The sequence below is a fragment of the Arthrobacter sp. 'calajunan' genome (assembly GCF_046940185.1).
Classification (GTDB): domain Bacteria; phylum Actinomycetota; class Actinomycetes; order Actinomycetales; family Micrococcaceae; genus Glutamicibacter; species Glutamicibacter soli.
The window spans coordinates 75,188-90,863 of record NZ_JBKZDY010000011.1; the positions used below are offsets into that span (position 1 = coordinate 75,188).

The 15,676-nt window shown below is 65.1% G+C and carries 14 protein-coding genes; 2 read left to right on the top strand and 12 right to left on the bottom strand.

All coding sequences use genetic code 11. The annotated features are described in order from the left end of the window. Positions 1-56: 56 nt before the first annotated feature. From RF641_RS15275 to RF641_RS15285, 3 genes are all read right to left on the bottom strand, one after another. Positions 57-1,304 (bottom strand): AAA family ATPase, encoded by a 1,248-nt coding sequence (locus tag RF641_RS15275; RefSeq protein WP_047119500.1) that lies wholly within the window; start codon positions 1,302-1,304, stop codon positions 57-59. Then, entirely contained in the window at positions 1,301-1,966 is a 666-nt protein-coding gene (locus RF641_RS15280) for a hypothetical protein (RefSeq protein WP_424573536.1), read from the bottom strand. The genes RF641_RS15275 and RF641_RS15280 overlap by 4 nt, the downstream gene beginning before the upstream one ends. Before the next feature lie 87 nt (positions 1,967-2,053). After that, on the bottom strand, positions 2,054-2,614 hold the full coding sequence (locus RF641_RS15285) for a hypothetical protein (RefSeq protein ID WP_152666857.1): 561 nt from the start codon (positions 2,612-2,614) through the stop codon (positions 2,054-2,056). 139 nt (positions 2,615-2,753) lie between these two features. Here RF641_RS15285 and RF641_RS15290 point away from each other — a divergent pair, with 139 nt between their 5' ends. Beyond that, positions 2,754-3,476 carry a LysM peptidoglycan-binding domain-containing protein gene (locus tag RF641_RS15290; protein ID WP_052772407.1) on the top strand — a complete coding sequence of 241 codons (723 nt, stop codon included), beginning with the start codon at positions 2,754-2,756 and terminating at the stop codon, positions 3,474-3,476. A gap of 56 nt (positions 3,477-3,532) precedes the next feature. After that, complete coding sequence (locus RF641_RS15295; RefSeq protein WP_047119503.1) at positions 3,533-4,066, top strand: Rv3235 family protein; 534 nt, start codon at positions 3,533-3,535, stop codon at positions 4,064-4,066. On the opposite strand, the gene secA is transcribed toward RF641_RS15295, so the two are convergent. From secA to RF641_RS15340, 9 genes are all read right to left on the bottom strand, one after another. Further along, positions 4,063-6,732 (bottom strand): preprotein translocase subunit SecA, encoded by a 2,670-nt coding sequence (gene secA / locus RF641_RS15300; protein WP_424573537.1) that lies wholly within the window; start codon positions 6,730-6,732, stop codon positions 4,063-4,065. The two genes, RF641_RS15295 and secA, sit on opposite strands and share 4 nt — an antisense overlap. Positions 6,733-6,870: 138 nt before the next feature. Continuing rightward, a complete protein-coding gene (locus RF641_RS15305) occupies positions 6,871-7,932 on the bottom strand; it encodes a winged helix-turn-helix domain-containing protein (protein WP_424573538.1) in 1,062 nt (353 codons plus the stop codon). Between the two features lie 125 nt (positions 7,933-8,057). Further along, the gene (gene hpf / locus RF641_RS15310) at positions 8,058-8,756 is read right to left on the bottom strand and encodes a ribosome hibernation-promoting factor, HPF/YfiA family (RefSeq protein ID WP_047119506.1); all 699 of its coding nucleotides are present in this window, start codon (positions 8,754-8,756) and stop codon (positions 8,058-8,060) included. A gap of 160 nt (positions 8,757-8,916) precedes the next feature. Continuing rightward, positions 8,917-9,717, bottom strand: a complete 801-nt coding sequence (locus RF641_RS15315) for a ComF family protein (protein ID WP_424573539.1) — start codon at positions 9,715-9,717, stop codon at positions 8,917-8,919. A gap of 74 nt (positions 9,718-9,791) precedes the next feature. Next, positions 9,792-11,495, bottom strand: a complete 1,704-nt coding sequence (locus tag RF641_RS15320) for an LpqB family beta-propeller domain-containing protein (RefSeq protein ID WP_047119508.1) — start codon at positions 11,493-11,495, stop codon at positions 9,792-9,794. After that, positions 11,495-13,300: an MtrAB system histidine kinase MtrB gene (gene mtrB / locus RF641_RS15325; protein ID WP_424573540.1), complete on the bottom strand. Its 1,806-nt coding sequence runs from the start codon at positions 13,298-13,300 to the stop codon at positions 11,495-11,497. Before mtrB ends, RF641_RS15320 begins: the two co-directional genes overlap by 1 nt. Continuing rightward, a complete protein-coding gene (gene mtrA, locus RF641_RS15330; protein ID WP_047119509.1) occupies positions 13,297-13,977 on the bottom strand; it encodes an MtrAB system response regulator MtrA in 681 nt (226 codons plus the stop codon). The genes mtrB and mtrA overlap by 4 nt, the downstream gene beginning before the upstream one ends. A gap of 192 nt (positions 13,978-14,169) precedes the next feature. Next, positions 14,170-15,243 (bottom strand): hypothetical protein, encoded by a 1,074-nt coding sequence (locus tag RF641_RS15335; protein WP_424573541.1) that lies wholly within the window; start codon positions 15,241-15,243, stop codon positions 14,170-14,172. Beyond that, on the bottom strand, positions 15,236-15,619 hold the full coding sequence (locus RF641_RS15340; protein WP_047119511.1) for a chorismate mutase: 384 nt from the start codon (positions 15,617-15,619) through the stop codon (positions 15,236-15,238). Before RF641_RS15340 ends, RF641_RS15335 begins: the two co-directional genes overlap by 8 nt. Positions 15,620-15,676: the final 57 nt, after the last annotated feature.

Sequence of the window (15,676 nt, forward strand, 5' to 3'; positions counted from 1 at the left end):
CGCGCCTTTGCGGACCCGTAGTTTTACCCACATTACATGTTTCCAGCGCTTCGGGCTCACAGGTTCTTTGCCAATCGACGAGTCTTCCCCTTAGCCGGGGAATCCGAAGATTTAATGCCAGCCAACGACCGGATTTCTGAACGTAATGAACTTTTGGGAGCTATTTCCACTAATGGGCTTCCAGCCAAGATTGCAGCATGGCAAATTGGGTTGTCATTGGGCAGAAATCCAACGACGGGGTGCGTTGGTCCAAAACGCTCCCAGGCCTCCAGAATACGGCGCTTGGGTCCGTGTCCGGAATTACCCGAGGATACTTTGTTGAAGATGATTTTCACCTCGATTCCCGGGACTTTTTCCTCGAGTTCGTCAATGGCCCGCAATGCCCGGGGAATGCCCAGGCTGTCGGCGGCGACCACCATAAAAACTTCATCGGCGCACTGCAGCATTTCCACGGTGACCGCGTTGCGCTGGGGCGCCTGGGTGTCGAAGCTGAGTTGCTCGTCCAGCTCGATGTAGGGCGCCACGTCGAGCACCACCAGATCATGGTGGGCGCGAAGGGTCAGCGCGGCCCTGCGCAGGGCCGCGGCACGGACCTCGGGCCAGCGGCTGGCCCGAGGGATGCCGGTGGCGACCATCAGCGTGGATTCTGCGACCTCGACGGCCAGGCAGGCGGAGCGGAGGCGGGCCGGGTCGCGGGAGCCTGAGTCGACCACACGGCACATCTGGGCGATCGAGGCCGATTCGTCCATCAGGCCGAGCTGGATTGCCAGGGAGGCGGCATAGGTGTCGGCGTCCAGGAGCACCACAGAGAGCCCGGCCACCGCGGCTTCGACCGCGTAGTTCAGCGCGACGGTGCTGCGCCCCGGGGAGCCCGGGGAGCCCCAGAAGCAGACGATGCTGCCCTCGCGTCCCGCTCCGCTGCCCTGAGCTGTCGTGGATCCGGGTTCCCGCTCCGTTGCCTCCTGGCCAAGGCCGACCAGTGCCTGGGTGATGAGCGCTTCAAGCTCGACCATGCCGACGGTGTCCTGGATTTCCACAAGTCCCGGGACGGCGGCGGTGCGCTCGGGTTTCGGATCCAGCAGCGCAACCATGGTGCGCTGTACGGTCAGCTGGTCGACTTGCTCCATCGGCGGCATGAGAGCCCGCTCGGAAACCAGCAAGACATCGACCGCACCGGCGGTGCAGGCAGCGATGGCCTCCGCCGCGTCGTCGCAGACCCTGACCACGATCAGCTCTCCGCGATACCCCTCGATCTGGCGCACCAGATGCTCGTCGCGCCCGAGCACCACTACCGAAATGCTCATTGCTGCCCGCCTGCAGGGTTGTAGATCACGGTGATCCGCGCATCGTTGGCCAGAGCCTGCAGGAAAGCCTCCAGCTTGTCGGATTCAACCAGCAGCTCCAGGTTCGTTCCGTTGTTACCGACCAGCCCGCCGGCGTGGGCGACGCGGGCCGAGACCTCGACCATTACCGCCAGCTGTTCGGGCACGCCGTAGCTGGTGCCGCCTGCTTCGCGCCGGGCGACCCAGACATCCACGAAGCTTCCAGGCGTAATCGCATCGCTCAGCTCTGCCGGCAGCTCCAGGTTCACTGGGCGGCGCGAACCGAGCTCGCTGCTGGTGATCGATGACAGCGGGATGAGCTCGCCGGCGCCGATGAAGGTGTTGGCCCGCGCATTGCCCAGATCCAGGGTGTCTTCTTCCAGGTACTTGGCCAGCGAATCGCCGAGCTGGACTTCCTGCGGCTTGAGGTTGCGGCTGGTGAGCTGCTCGCCCAGGGTGATATTCGCACCGGCCACGTACACGGTGGTCGTTTCGTTCATGCCGCGCACCAGGTAGACCGTGCCGATGACCGATGCGGTCACCAGCACCGCGCCGAGAGCCAACCGGGGATCCTTCCAGCTGGGCCGCTTGATCCTCGCCGCGGCGGCAGGATGGGACTCGTTCGCACGTCGTTCTGCTGGCACGGCACGCACCTCCAACACATGGATATATGTGAGCCGAGCCTACGACAAGTTGGTGGAGCGCGAAAGGCCGAAGTTGAAAACTGTGGATTAGTAACCCCGGGGAATCGAGATCCACCCGATGGCGGCAAGAGGCACGATCGAATGTTCAGTAATGCTGGATTCCCGGGGGAACTCGTCTCGCGGATGGGCGGCGATCACCAAGAAGTCCTGGCCGATTTGGGTGGGTGTGCCTTCGGCCAGCAGCTCGCCATGCCCGTCGTGGATCCGCATCCGACTCCGGTCTCGCAGCAGCCCGCGCAATAGAGCCGGCAGCTTGACGGGCGAGGGCTCGGGTCTTGGCAGGGCTGTGGGCCTTGACGAGCGGGGCACGGTGATCCGCCGGATGGCTCGCAGGGTGACGAGCAGGTTGGAGGCCTCGGCGTCCACGCAGAGGTAGTCCTCCCCCATCGGCCCTACCGTACCCACTGCTTCGACAGAGCCTGGCAGCTGCAGCTGCACGGTGCGACCGGTCAACGCCCTGAGTTTTCCCGCCAGGTTTTCGGTAGCGCGTTCAATGCGGATGTTTTCGGCGACCTCGTCGCGGAATTGCGCCTCAAGCTGCGCTTGAAGCTGTGATTCGAGGTCCTCGAAAAGTGAATCCCAACGCATGTGCCCACTGTACGAGCGAAAACTTGTTGGCGAAACCCTCTTCACAAAATAGATCCAAGCTGTCATCATGTGAGTCAAACTTCATCAAATCGCGTCAAATGAGATGAAAAGAGTTCTAACTATGGATGGCTTGCGACGAATGATTCTCCTGACGCTGCTGGCGTTGGGGAGCGGCATCATCCTGGCAGGACTTGCGTTCTGGATCTGGCAAGAACGCCCGGTCTTCGATTCCGCGAACCCGGGTCCAGGCACCGTCGCCCTCCCCGCGCTCTACGCCGCGGCGCTTTTCCTAGGGCTCTACACCCTGCGCACCGTCACGGCCCGCGCCATCACCTGGGCCGCGGCCCGGCAGCATCAACGCACCCTGCGGCTGTTGCAACGGGTGGCCCCTCGGCTGGCGCGCAGCGTGCTGGGCACGGCCTTGGGCGCGTCGCTGACGTTGTCCTCCACGGCTGTTGCCGCCGCTTGGGCAGCTCCGGATCCCGCCCAACACGCCCTCGCGGCCTCGCAGTCCGCGGCGTCGTCAGGCGCGCGCACCAGCATGACCTCCGAGCCAGGCACCCCCGTTGACCGACTGCCCTCGCCGCGCTGGTCCGCCGAACCCGTCAATGTGCCCATGGCCCGGATCGTCGGCGGGCAGAAGCAATCCTCTGAGCCGCCCCGGGACGCGCGGCAGGAGGTGGTGGTCGCCGAGGGGCAGACGCTGTGGAGCATCGCCGCGCACATGCTCGGTCGGCAGGCGACCATCGCGGAAATCTCCGCCTTGTGGCCCCGCATCTACGAGCTGAACCGCACGGTCATCGGCGCGGACCCGGACCTGCTCCAGGTCGGAGCGGTTCTCGTGCTTCCACCCCTGCAGTGAACCGGGCGGCGCATCCTGCCGCCGCACGTCATCCAGCACACAACGAGGAGTCCCCCATGAGCATCGATACTGGCTTCCAGGACCTGGCGTACACGGTCAGGGAAAGCGAAGCACGCAGAGAAGTCCTGAACCAGCACAAGAGTTCCCGCGGCCGCTGCCAGCTGCCGTTGGCGTCAGCCGAAGGCAGAACCCCTTCAGCCATCGCGGTGCCGATGGACCACATTTTCCACCGCGGTCCCGGCTTTCCTCGCGAACGAATCGACGTGGTCAGGCTCTCGCATGCGGTGTCCCGAGCGGTCTTCGAGATCATTGCCGGCTATCGCACGGTCTCTCAACTGAACTTCGTGATGAACCCGGACTGCATCCGCAAGCTCCGGGACCAGGCGCTCATCGAGACCGACGGCTACAAGACCGCCCCTGAACCGGGCACCAGCCATGGGCAGGTGCAGTCCATGCGGCTGCGCAGCACCCTGGGCGGCGGATGGGAATGTACGGTGATCCTGGGCTTTAAATACCGCGTCCGCGCCGTGGCTCTTCGTGTAGAGCCATGGCACGGACGGTGGCAGGTCACAAGCGTGGAAATGCTTTAGCGCCTGTTCTTGGTCTTCTTCTTGTTGGCCTTCTTCTCCGACTTGCCTTCGGCTTTGGCGGCCTGGGCACGGGTCGTGCTCGCATGGCCTTCCTCATCCGGGCCGGTGAACTGCAGGTTCGTCGGCTGGTTCGCCGGCTCCCCCTGCGCTTGGCTGGATTCCTCGGAACCGCTCGGGATCTCCAGGTTGAACAGGGTGCCGATGCTTTCCTCGCGGATGGATTCCATCATGGTCAGGAACATGGTGTAGCCCTCGCGCTGGTATTCAACCAGCGGATCGCGCTGAGCCATCGCCCGCAGGCCGATGCCTTCCTTGAGGTAGTCCATCTCGTACAGGTGTTCCTGCCACTTGCGGCCGATGGTCGACAGCACCACGCGGCGCTCCAGATCGCGCATGACCCCGGAGCCCACGCGATTCTCGCGCAGCTCGTACTGGTACTGCGCGTCGGAGAGGATCTCGCGTTCAAGGAACTGGGCGGAGAGGCGGCCCAGGCCGCCGGCTTCTTCGATGACCTCGGTCATGGTGATGCCGATCGGGTACAGCTGCTTCAGGTTGGTCCACAGCTGCTTCAGATCCCAGTCGTCCGCGTCGCCGACCTGGGTGGCCTCGGTGACCATGGCCTTCACGACGTCTTCCAGGAAGTGGCCGACCTTCTCTTGGAGGTCGTCTCCTTCCAGGATGGCGCGGCGGTCGGTGTAGATGGCCTCGCGCTGGCGGTTCATGACGTCGTCGTACTTCAGCACGTTCTTGCGCTGCTCGGCGTTGACGCCTTCCACCTGGGCCTGCGCGGATTCGATGGCGCGGGATACGATCTTGGATTCCAGGGCCACATCATCGGGCATCGACGGGTTGTTCATGATGCGCACGGCCATGCCGGAGTTGAAGCGGCGCATCAGGTCGTCGGTCATCGACAGGTAGAAACGGGATTCGCCCGGGTCGCCCTGGCGACCGGCACGGCCGCGCAGCTGGTTGTCGATGCGGCGCGATTCGTGGCGTTCGGTGCCCAGCACGTACAGGCCGCCGAGCTTGGTGACTTCCTCGGCTTCCGCGGCAACGGTCTTCTTGGCCGCTTCGAAGACGTCGTCCCACTGCTTGTTGTATTCGTCGGCGTGGTTTTCCGGATCCAGGCCGCGGCGTTCCATTTCCGCCACCGCGAGGAATTCGGCGTTGCCGCCGAGCATGATGTCGGTACCGCGGCCGGCCATGTTGGTCGAGACGGTCACGGCGTTCTTGCGGCCGGCCATGGCGACCACGGCGGCTTCACGAGCGTGCTGCTTGGCGTTGAGCACTTCGTGGCGGATGCCCTTCTTGGCCAGCAGCCGGGAGAGGTATTCGCTCTTCTCCACGCTGGTGGTGCCCACGAGGATCGGCTGGCCGGTCTTGTGGCGCTCTTCGATGTCTTCGACAACCGCGTTGAACTTGGAAATCTCGTTCTTGTAGATCAGATCCGGCTGGTCCTGGCGGATCGCCGGCTTGTTGGTCGGGATCTCCACGACGCCAAGCTTGTAGGTTCCGTAGAACTCCGCGGCTTCGGTCTGGGCGGTACCGGTCATGCCCGAGATCTTCTCGTACATGCGGAAGTAGTTCTGCAAGGTGACGGTGGCGAGGGTCTGGTTCTCGGCCTTGATTTCCACGCTTTCCTTGGCCTCGATGGCCTGGTGCATGCCTTCGGAGTAGCGGCGACCCTGCAGCGCACGGCCGGTGTGCTCGTCGACGATCATGACTTCGCCGTTGACCACAACGTAGTCCTTGTCCTTCTTGAACAGCTCCTTGGCCTTGATGGCGTTGTTCAGGAAGCCGATCAGCGGGGTGTTGTTGGACTCGTAGAGGTTGTCGATGCCCAGGTAGTCTTCGACCTTCTCGATGCCGCTCTCAAGCACGCCGATGGTGCGCTTCTTTTCGTCGACCTCGTAGTCGTCCTCGCGGGTCAGTCGGGCCACGATCTTGGAGAACTCGACATACCAGCGGTTCACGTCGCCCGAGGCCTGCCCGGAGATGATCAGCGGGGTACGGGCTTCGTCGATGAGAATCGAGTCGACCTCATCGACGATAACGAAGTGGTGGCCGCGCTGGACGAGCTCGTCCTTGCTCCAGGCCATGTTGTCGCGCAGGTAGTCGAAACCGAATTCGTTGTTGGTTCCGTACGTGATGTCGGCGGCGTACTGCTTGCGGCGGGTGGCCGGATCCATGTTCGCCAGGATGCAGCCGCAACTCAGACCAAGGAAGCGGAATACGCGGCCCATCAGGTCGGACTGGTACTGCGCGAGGAAGTCGTTGGTGGTCACCACGTGCACACCCTTGCCGGTCAGGGCATTGAGGTAGGCCGGTGCGGTCGCGACCAAGGTCTTGCCTTCACCGGTGCGCATTTCGGCGATATTGCCCATATGCAGCGCAGCGCCGCCCATGAGCTGGACGTCGAAGTGGCGCATGCCCAGCACGCGGTCCGCGGCTTCGCGCACGACGGCGAATGCTTCGGGAAGCAGGGCGTCCAGCGATTCACCATCTGCCAGTCGGGCCCGGAACTTTTCGGTCTCCCGCTGGAGTTCTTCATCCGAAAGTTCGCGAATCTCGTCTTCCAACGTATTGATCGTGTCGGCGTACTTACGAAGGACCTTGAGGGTCTTCTTGTCGCCGGTACGCAAAATACGTTCTAGCAATGATGCCACGTGGTAGCTCCCAATATCTCAAGCACAGTAAATCTGGCGTAATTAGTCTACGTGAGGAAAACGTCGTCAAACGCTATTTCGATAGTCTCTGCGGTGTTCTTATGGTGAACGGCAACGCACCAAACAGGCAGTTCACAGTCAACGTTCAACCGCGGCCAACCCGAGCCACCGCGCCATTCGCCCCAGTTCGCGATCCAGCTCGCCCGAAACTTCCGGGCAAACTCCGGGTTCGTAATGCACCGACTTGGCTTGCAGCACCCCGTTTTTCCGGTCGGCTTTCAGATCCACCCTGCCAACGAAGTCCTCGCCGTAGAGCATCGGAAAAACGTAGTACCCGTAGCGCCGCTTGGCCTGCGGAACATAGATTTCCACCCGGTATTCGAAGCCGAAGAAGCGCTCCAGCCTGCGCCTGTTGAAGACCATCGAATCGAAGGGCGAGAGCAGGCGCAGATCGGGTTGGACGCTGCGCGGAATGACGGTTCCGGGCAGCTGGTAACAGTTTTCGGCGAGGCCGGCGACCTCAACTTGCTCAATCAGCCGCTCTGCGGCCAGTTCGCGCAGCAGTCCGGCGACCTGGGTGGCGGGCAGCCGGAAGTATTCGGCGATGCAGTGGGCGGTGCCCACGCCCAGTGCGCGCATCGCCCGCAGCACCAGCCGGCGAAGGGCGGACCGCTTGTCGCCCGGGACAGCAGCCCGTTGCAGGTCGATCACGTCCTCGGCCAGCGCGAAGCGGCGTTCGAACTGGCTGCTGCGGCCCAGCGCAAGGATCCGGCCCTGGGCAAACAGCGCTTCGGTGACGAACTTCGTATCGTTCCAGTTCCAGCCCCAGTGCTGCTTCTCCCCGACCGGCTGGATGTCCAGCGCGGCGCTGAGCTCGCGGGCGGTGGTGCCCGGATGCGTGGCGAGATAGGACAGCACGTTGTCGGTCAGTTCGCGGTGCTCACTGGTGAACAGGTCCGAACGGTCGATCCAGCCGCGCCGCTGCCAGGCGATCAGGTCCGCGACGAGCTCGCTGCGCACATAGCTGGCTTCGTGCGCCCAGTATTCGGTCATCGGGCCGCGTTTGCGCGCCACCAGCCTGTCCAGCGCACCGATGTCGTAGGCACCAAGCCGCGCGAAAAGCGGCATGTAGTGGGCTCGTTGGACAACGTTGATCGAATCGATCTGCAGCTGGGCGATGGACTCCAGCGTCGAGTTCATCCGCCGGAGAGTCACGGGCTTGTCCGGGCGGGCCCGGGACAAGCCTTGGGCGGCCAGCGCAACCCGTCGAGCCTGTGACAGGCTCAGGGTGCGCCGACCGCCCTTGTTTGCTGGATCGCTAATGGCTAACCCTCGGTCGCCATTGCCTTGTCGCGGTAGCCGCGAGTCTCGGTGGTCGACTCGGTTTCGTCACTGAGCGAAGCATCCAGGGTGATGACACCGTACTGGTATTGGGTGCGGCCGTAGACCACGGAGTGCTCGCCGGTGGCTTCATCGACGAAGAGGTAGAACGGGTGCCCCACCAGCTCCATGCGGTCCACTGCGTCGTCAACGCTCATGACTTCGGCAGGGAAGGACTTCCGGCGGATCACGACCGGCGAGTACTCGGCGTTCGCTTCAGCTTCTTCCGCTTCGGCGGCGGCCTGGGCTGCGAGAGTTTCCTCAACGAGGGACTTGTCCGTCGGAACAACCGGCAGCGCGCTGGTGGCCTGATGGACTGCCACCGGGGCATGGTTTCCGCGATGCACCTTGCGCTTGTCGCGGGCCTTGCGCAGACGCTCAAGCAGCTTGGCGAATGCGACATCGAAGGCTGCAAACTTGTCAGCCCCACGGGCTTCTGCACGGATTGCCGGTCCTCGACCGACAACCGTCAGTTCCACGGACAGTGCGGTGCTCTGGTCACGGGCGTGAGTTTCCTTGACGACCTTGACGTCAATGCGCTGGATCTTGGTGGCCAGCTGGTCGACCTTGGTGATTTTCTCATCAACATACTCCCGGAAACGGTCCGAGATGGTGATGTTGCGTCCGCTGTAGTTCAGCTCCATGGTGTCCTCCAAAATTGAGTCGGGTGACACAACAGTTCGGAAGTTTGATCTCTTCGAACTGAAGATGGGCTTCGCTGCATCTGTGTGATGCAACCCATACTTCACCTTAGGCCACGGCGGCCCAGATTCAAGTACCGAACGCGGACATTTCCTATCGCGGTCAGCGTAATTGTCCACCCCGGTCATCGCCCGGCGGTCGAGTGAGTGCGAGCACTACCCCTCCGAGCACGTCGTATCCCGCGTTATTACAGGTAATTGCGGCATTTTGCAGGGTGGAACCGGTGGTCATCACGTCATCGACAAGCAGGATCGGCTGTTGGCGAACACGCGGGATCTCGGCAATCAGCTGCGCGTGCTGCCCGCGCCGGTCCGAGCCGGATTTGCTCTTCTGGGCCCCGCTGAACACCTGGCCCATCCGGTAGTGCAGCACCGGTGACAGTTCCAGCCCTGCGTCGAGCAGTCCGAGGCGCTCGGCCGACTGGAGCATGGCTTCCACCGGCCGGTATCCCCTGCGCGCAATCGCCTTCAGCGAGGTGGGCATGGGAACGACCAGTGTGCGCCGGGCGCGGGACTGCGGAACAAGCGAGGCATTCAGGGCGGCGGCGAGGTAGGGCGAAAACAGCTCTTTCAGGAAATACCGCTGGTGGTCCTTGTAGGACAGGATGGCTCGGGCCAGCTCGTTGCCGTAGACGCCGCAAGCCGCCACGGGGATCTGTCCGGCCAGCGCCGGCAGTTCAAGGTAGCGGCTCTGGCTGTCGGGAAGCGGCGGGAGGCAGAGCTGGCGGCGCACCGCGCCGCGGCAGGTGGGGCACAGCCGGTCATCGGCCCTGCCGCAGACCGCACAGCTGGCAGGCAGCAGGAAGTTGGCAGTTTCGCGCAGCGCGAAGCGCACCCATTGCGGAACCCGCTGGCCATACAGCTGGTCCAGGTCCCGCAGGATTTCCCGGTCGTTGGAGCCCATGCTCCAGGATGGGCGCGGACGCGGCATGGCCGCCGGCGCTGGACGCCGATTGTGGATGCCGCGGTGCGCTCCGGTCAGCCCGGGTAGGAGATGTCCTTGGCGTAGTCGTCCAGCACATGCCAGGAGTTGCCCACCAGGCTGAACAGCTGGTCCTGGGATTCGGCGTAGACTTCCCGCTGCTTTCCGGTGCCGGCGGCGATGCCCACCATGCCCAGCAGCACCTGCAGGTGCTTGCTGCCACCTTGGAAAGTGATCTGCTCGGCCAGCACCGGCTCGGTAAGGCTCAGCTCGGCGACGATGATCGAACGATCGGATTCCCAGACCGCGGTGTTCACCGGGACGTCGGGGTAGATCTTCATCGGCGTCTTGCTCAGGCCTCGCGGCACCCCGTCGGAATCGCGGATCACTCCGGAGACGTACACGGTGGTTGCCGAGTCCTTGGTGGCGACGATCAGCGCCCGGGCCCCGTCGCGGGAAATGCGCAGCGAGCTGACGCTGGAGCCTTCCAGCCACGGCACGCTGATCGTGCGGGCTTCGCCCTTGCCCGCGATGCTGTCGGGCACCGCGCGCAGCGGGTTCTTGTCGTGGTTGTCCGCCGTCCAGGTCCAGCCGGCCAAGTCCATGGACGGCTGGATCAGTGATTCGCCTTCAAGGCCCAGGTCCAGCGAGCCGTCCTCGCCGATGGTCCACAGCTGCTTGCGCGATCCGTTCAGGAAGGCGTAGCGGTTGCCGATGGGCGACATGGCGGGTTCGCGCGGATTGTAGCGCGAGATATCCGGCAGCCCGCCGACGGGGATGACCGAGAGCCCCTTGACGTAGACCAGCGACTTGTCCGCGATGCCGATCAGCGTATCCGGGGTGCTGGGGTCCACCTGCGCCGGCTCGATGGTGATGCTCTGGTCGGCCAGCGTGATCTCGGTTTCCTCCTGCAGCATCTGCACTTTCGTCACGCTGCTCAAGGGGATCAAGGTGGCTTCCAGCTGCTGGTCCATGAGCAGCAGCATCTGGTCGGTGGCGTCTTGGAAGGTCGCCTTGCTCAGGTCGACGGTCGCGGTGCCGTCGCGCACCGGGACCGCGGAGCGCACCAGGGATCCGGCGGAGCTGAAAGCGGAGACCACGGCATTTTCCAGGTACGGCGCTGGGCCCTCCAGCAGCGCTTCGACCATCGAGGTTGCGGTGCCGCTGCCGGTGGCGAACCAGCGGATGTCAGGCACCAGATAGCGGTAGGTGGCGTTGTAGAAGTACAGGGTCTGGGCGGAGAAGATCTTGTTGAAGGTGGAGGCTTCCAGCATCACGCCGTTGGGCGCGTCGGAGATGCGCCACTGGTCGTCGACCTTGGACACGGCGACGTCCACCGCGCGGGTTGAATGGTCGGGGTACATGGTGCGCACGCCCTGGGCATCCACCGCCCCGATGATCTCCAGCTGGATCGTGTACTGGTTGGTCTCGGCGCCGTTGACCACGTTGACAGCCTCGTAGATCAGCGTGCTGGTGTCCCCGCGCCACTGCCGGCTCAGCTCCGGGGTGAGGAACTCGCGGGCGACTGCGTAGTCCTCCGCCACCGAACGGCCGGCGGCCACGAAACCGTCGACGATCGCCCTGGCATCCGCGCCGTCGGCGGGCCCGTCCGCGGCGTAGCTGTAGGACTCCGACTCGGAGTCCTCCGAATGCGCCTCGATCTGCTTGACCGGGGAGGAGCGCGGGATGGAGGCGCAGCCGGTGGCGGTGAGCGCCACTCCCAGCAGCATGGCCAGCAGCGAAATCAGCGTGCGTCGCATTATTTCTCCTCCGACGAGGCGGGCGGAATCGGCGCGCCCGGATCGGCGATGTCGTCGTCCAGATCGTCGTCCTCGGGCAGCACCAGCGGGGTGTAGCCGATCTTGGGGACTTCGCCGGTCAGCGGGAAGCTGTCACCCTGCGGCTCGTCCAGGGTCTGCACGGCGGCCGGTTCCAGCGGCAGCGGCGAGGAGTCGATGGTGTCCGCGGCGGTGCGCGGCAGGGTGACACGGAAGACCGAGCCGATGCCCAGTTCGCCCCAGGCCTCCAGCCGGCCCTCGTGCAGCCTGATGTCCTCCATCGCGATGGACAGGCCCAGGCCCGAGCCTCCGGTGGTGCGGGCGCGAGCCGGGTCGGCGCGCCAGAAGCGGTCGAAGACGTGCTTGCAGGATTCCTCGGACATGCCGATGCCGTAGTCGCGCACGGTGACCGCCACGGCTGATTCGTTGGCGCCGATGGTCACGTCGATCGGCTGCGCCTCGCCGTGCTCCACGGCGTTGAGCACCAGGTTGCGGATGACGCGTTCCAGGCGGCGCGGGTCGACTTCCGCCACGCATCCCTCGGGCGGGGAGTTCAGCCGGATGACGGTGCCGTATTCGTCGGCCACCGGGGTGGCGGTGACGATGACCTTCCCGACAATCACGTTCAGGTCGGTGGATTCGCGGTCCAGCACTGCCACGCCGGCGTCGAAGCGCGAGACCTCCAGCAGGTCGTTGAGCAGGTTCTGGAAGCGCTCGATCTGGTTGTACATCAGCTCGGCGGAGCGCGCGGTCAGCGGGTCGAAGTTCTCGCGGGCGTCGTGGATCAGCTCGGCGGCCATGCGCACGGTGGTCAGCGGGGTGCGCAGCTCGTGGGAGACGTCGGAGACGAAACGCTGCTGCATGGCCGAGAGGTTGTTCAGGGCGGTGATCTGCTCCTGCAGGGAGGCGGCCATGTGGTTGAAGGCGGTGCCCAGGCGCGCCACCTCGTCGCGGCCGGAGACCTTCATGCGGCGGTCCAGATCGCCGGCGGCGATGCGCTCGGACACGTAGGCGGCGTCGGCCACCGGGCGCACCACGGTGCGGGCCACAGACCAGGCGACGAAGCCGACCACTGCCAGCAGCACCAGCCCGGTGAAGGTCATGGCGCGGTTGATGAAGGCCAGGGTGTCCTGCACGCTGGACAGGTCGTAGACCAGGTAGAGGCCGTATTCTCGGCCCGGCGGGATCAGCACCTTGGTTCCGATGATCAGCCCGGGATACTGGTCGCCCTCGACGCCCAGCTCGATGGAACGCCAGTAGATGCCCTGTTCCCCCGCCACGGATTCGGCGAGGTCCTCGGGCACCACGCGGGTAGTCAGCGAACCGGAGGCCATGGGGCCGACGTAGAGGTTCTCGTCCCCGGCGATGGGCATCAGCACGAAGTCTCGGATGACGGTGGCGCCGTCGCCCTCCAGGGTGGCCAAGGTGGAGTTCACCAGGGCCTGGGTGGAGGCGCGGTCGGTGGTGGCGGCGGATTCGAGGATGGAGCGCGCCTGCGTCAGGCCGCGCTCGAATTCCTTCTCGATCTGGTTGAAGCGTTCCTGGAACAGCGTGGAGGCGATCTGGTTGGAGAGGAACGCGCCGGCGGCCAGCAGCGCCAGCGAGGTGAACAGCAGCGTGGAGATCACTGTGCGGAACAGCAGATGGCGCTGCCAGCGGTTGCGCACCGCTTCCACGGGACGGCGGATCCAGTGCTTCAGCCGGTAGAACCGCGGGGCCTGGGGAATGCCATGGACACGCACATCGACCGGGACAAGTTCTTTTCCGGTCGGCGCGTGCGTGTTCAACTTGCCGATCCAGCCTTGTATCCGACACCGCGCACGGTCTGGATGATCTGCGGCTTCTCGGGGTCGACCTCGATCTTGGAGCGCAGGCGCTGCACGTGCACGTTCACCAGCCGGGTATCGGCCGCGTGTCGGTAGCCCCAGACCGCTTCGAGCAGCTGCTCGCGGCTGAAGACCTGCCACGGCTTGCGCGCCATGGTCACCAGCAGGTCGAATTCCAGCGGGGTCAGCGACACCACGGTGCCGCCGCGGGTCACCCGGTGGCCGGCCACGTCGATGGCGACCTCGCCGACCTGCAGGGTCTCGGCCGCATGGGTTTCGTTCGGGCGCAGGCGGGCGCGCACGCGGGCCACCAGCTCGGCTGGCTTGAAGGGCTTGGGGACGTAGTCGTCCGCGCCGGACTCCAGGCCGCGGACCACGTCGGCGGTGTCCGACTTGGCGGTGAGCATGACCACCGGGACGTCGGATTCGGCGCGGATCTGCTTGCAGACCTCGATTCCGTCGATGCCCGGAAGCATCAGGTCCAGCAGCACCAGGTCGGGGTTTGACTCGCGGAAGGCTTCCAGCGCCCCGGAACCGTCATAGCAGAAGGAGGCCTCGAAGCCGTCGTTCTGCAGGACGATGCCGATCATTTCCGACAACGCCTCGTCATCGTCGACAACAAGAATTCGTGCCTTCATCCAATTTCCCCCTGAAATGCTAGGACAGCCGCGGGCGGCCTGCCGGCAGGGGCAGGACTGCACGGCCCCGCCCAACCGGCTGGTCACCAGTGCGCAGCTAAGCTACCGCCATTGTTTCTAAGATACATGACCAGCCCCCGATTCAGCCGGTTGACTGGCGCAAAGCCCCGCCATTGGAGGCAGATCCCCCAGCTAGGCGTCGACCCGGGTCTGTTCCAGGGCTTGGGCGTAGCCGGTCAGTTGCCCCAGGCAGTCCACGACCTCGGCCGCGCTGCTGGAGGCGAAGGAACCGGCGGGCATCAGCGTCAGGGCCGAAAGGCTGGACAGCGGCAGGCCCAACTGCCGCCAGGGGCGCAGGATGGTTTTCACGCCCTGCACCACACCCGGGGCGCGGCCGCCGGGCTGCAGCAGCTGCAAGAACAGCTGGGCGCCGGTTTCGACCAGGCCCGCAGCGCGTTCCCAATGCCGGTGGCCCATCGCGGCCGGGTCCAGCAGCCATCCGTCGATGCCCGCCTGGTGCAGCAGGTCGACCCGCTCGATCCACGAGACGTCGGCCGCGGGAAGGTTCACCGCCACGCGCAGCGGCGAGGGGTCCTGCCCGCCGGACAGCACGGCCAGGAAGCCGGAATAGCTGGTGCGCACCTCGCTGCGCGGGATGGAGCGCAAGGTGCGGTAGCCGCTGGCGGTGGGCACGGTGCCGTCCAGTGCGGCGGGAAGCTGCGGCTCGTCGAGCTGCAGGGTGAACCCGGTAATGCCGGTGGCGCGGGTGATCCGATCCAGGTGCTCGCGCACCCCGTGGGCGTAGGCCTCGATGACGTCGCGCCGCGCCCCGTGGTCGGACAGCACCTTTTCGCCGCTGGCCAGGTGCAGGCCGGCGGCAAGGCTCCAGGGCCCGAGCACATCGACCAGCAGCCGGGTCGGGCGCTTCTTCTCGGCACCTGCCACGTCGGCCAGCAGGTTCTCATCGCTGCGCAGCAGGCTGCGGGCGCGCCGGGCATCCATGCCATCGGGCACCCCGATGCGCCAGCCGTGCGGCTGCAGATCGAAACCCAGCTCGGCGGCCATGGTGGCGCTGCGGCCCAGGGCGTCGGCTCCGACGCCGCGGTCAGGCAGCTGCGGCAGCACGGCGAGGTTCGGTTCGCCCAGCTCCCCGCGGATGACCCGGTGGATCTCCAGCGGATCGGTGCCCGGGAACTGGCAGAAGGAGGTGACGTGCACATCCTGGCGGCGTGCCGGAACGGCCGAGAGGTCCTGCGTTTCAGGCATCGGCGGCGGGGCCCCGGTGGTTGTCGGAGATGTGCTGGTGGTGGCGGATGACCTCGGAAATGATGAAATTCATGAATTTCTCGGCGAATTCCGGATCCAGGTGCGCCTCGTGGGCCAGCCGGCGCAAGCGCTCGATCTGGGCCTTTTCCCGGTTGGGGTCGCTGGCGGGCAGCTGATGCGTGGCCTTCAGGTGGCCCACGCGCTGGGTCGCCTTGAAGCGTTCGGCCAGCAGGTAAACCAGCTGGGCGTCGAAGTTGTCGATGCTCCCGCGGATCGCATACAGCTCGTCCAGCACCTCCTGCTGGACTTCGCCCTGCAGGGAACTCGCGTGCGGGTCGAAGGCGTTCTTCTCTTCGGTCAGGTTCGGCTCGCTCATGATTTTCAGTTTACGTGGTCACCGAGCGCTTCACCCAGAAGGTGACGCCGGACACCG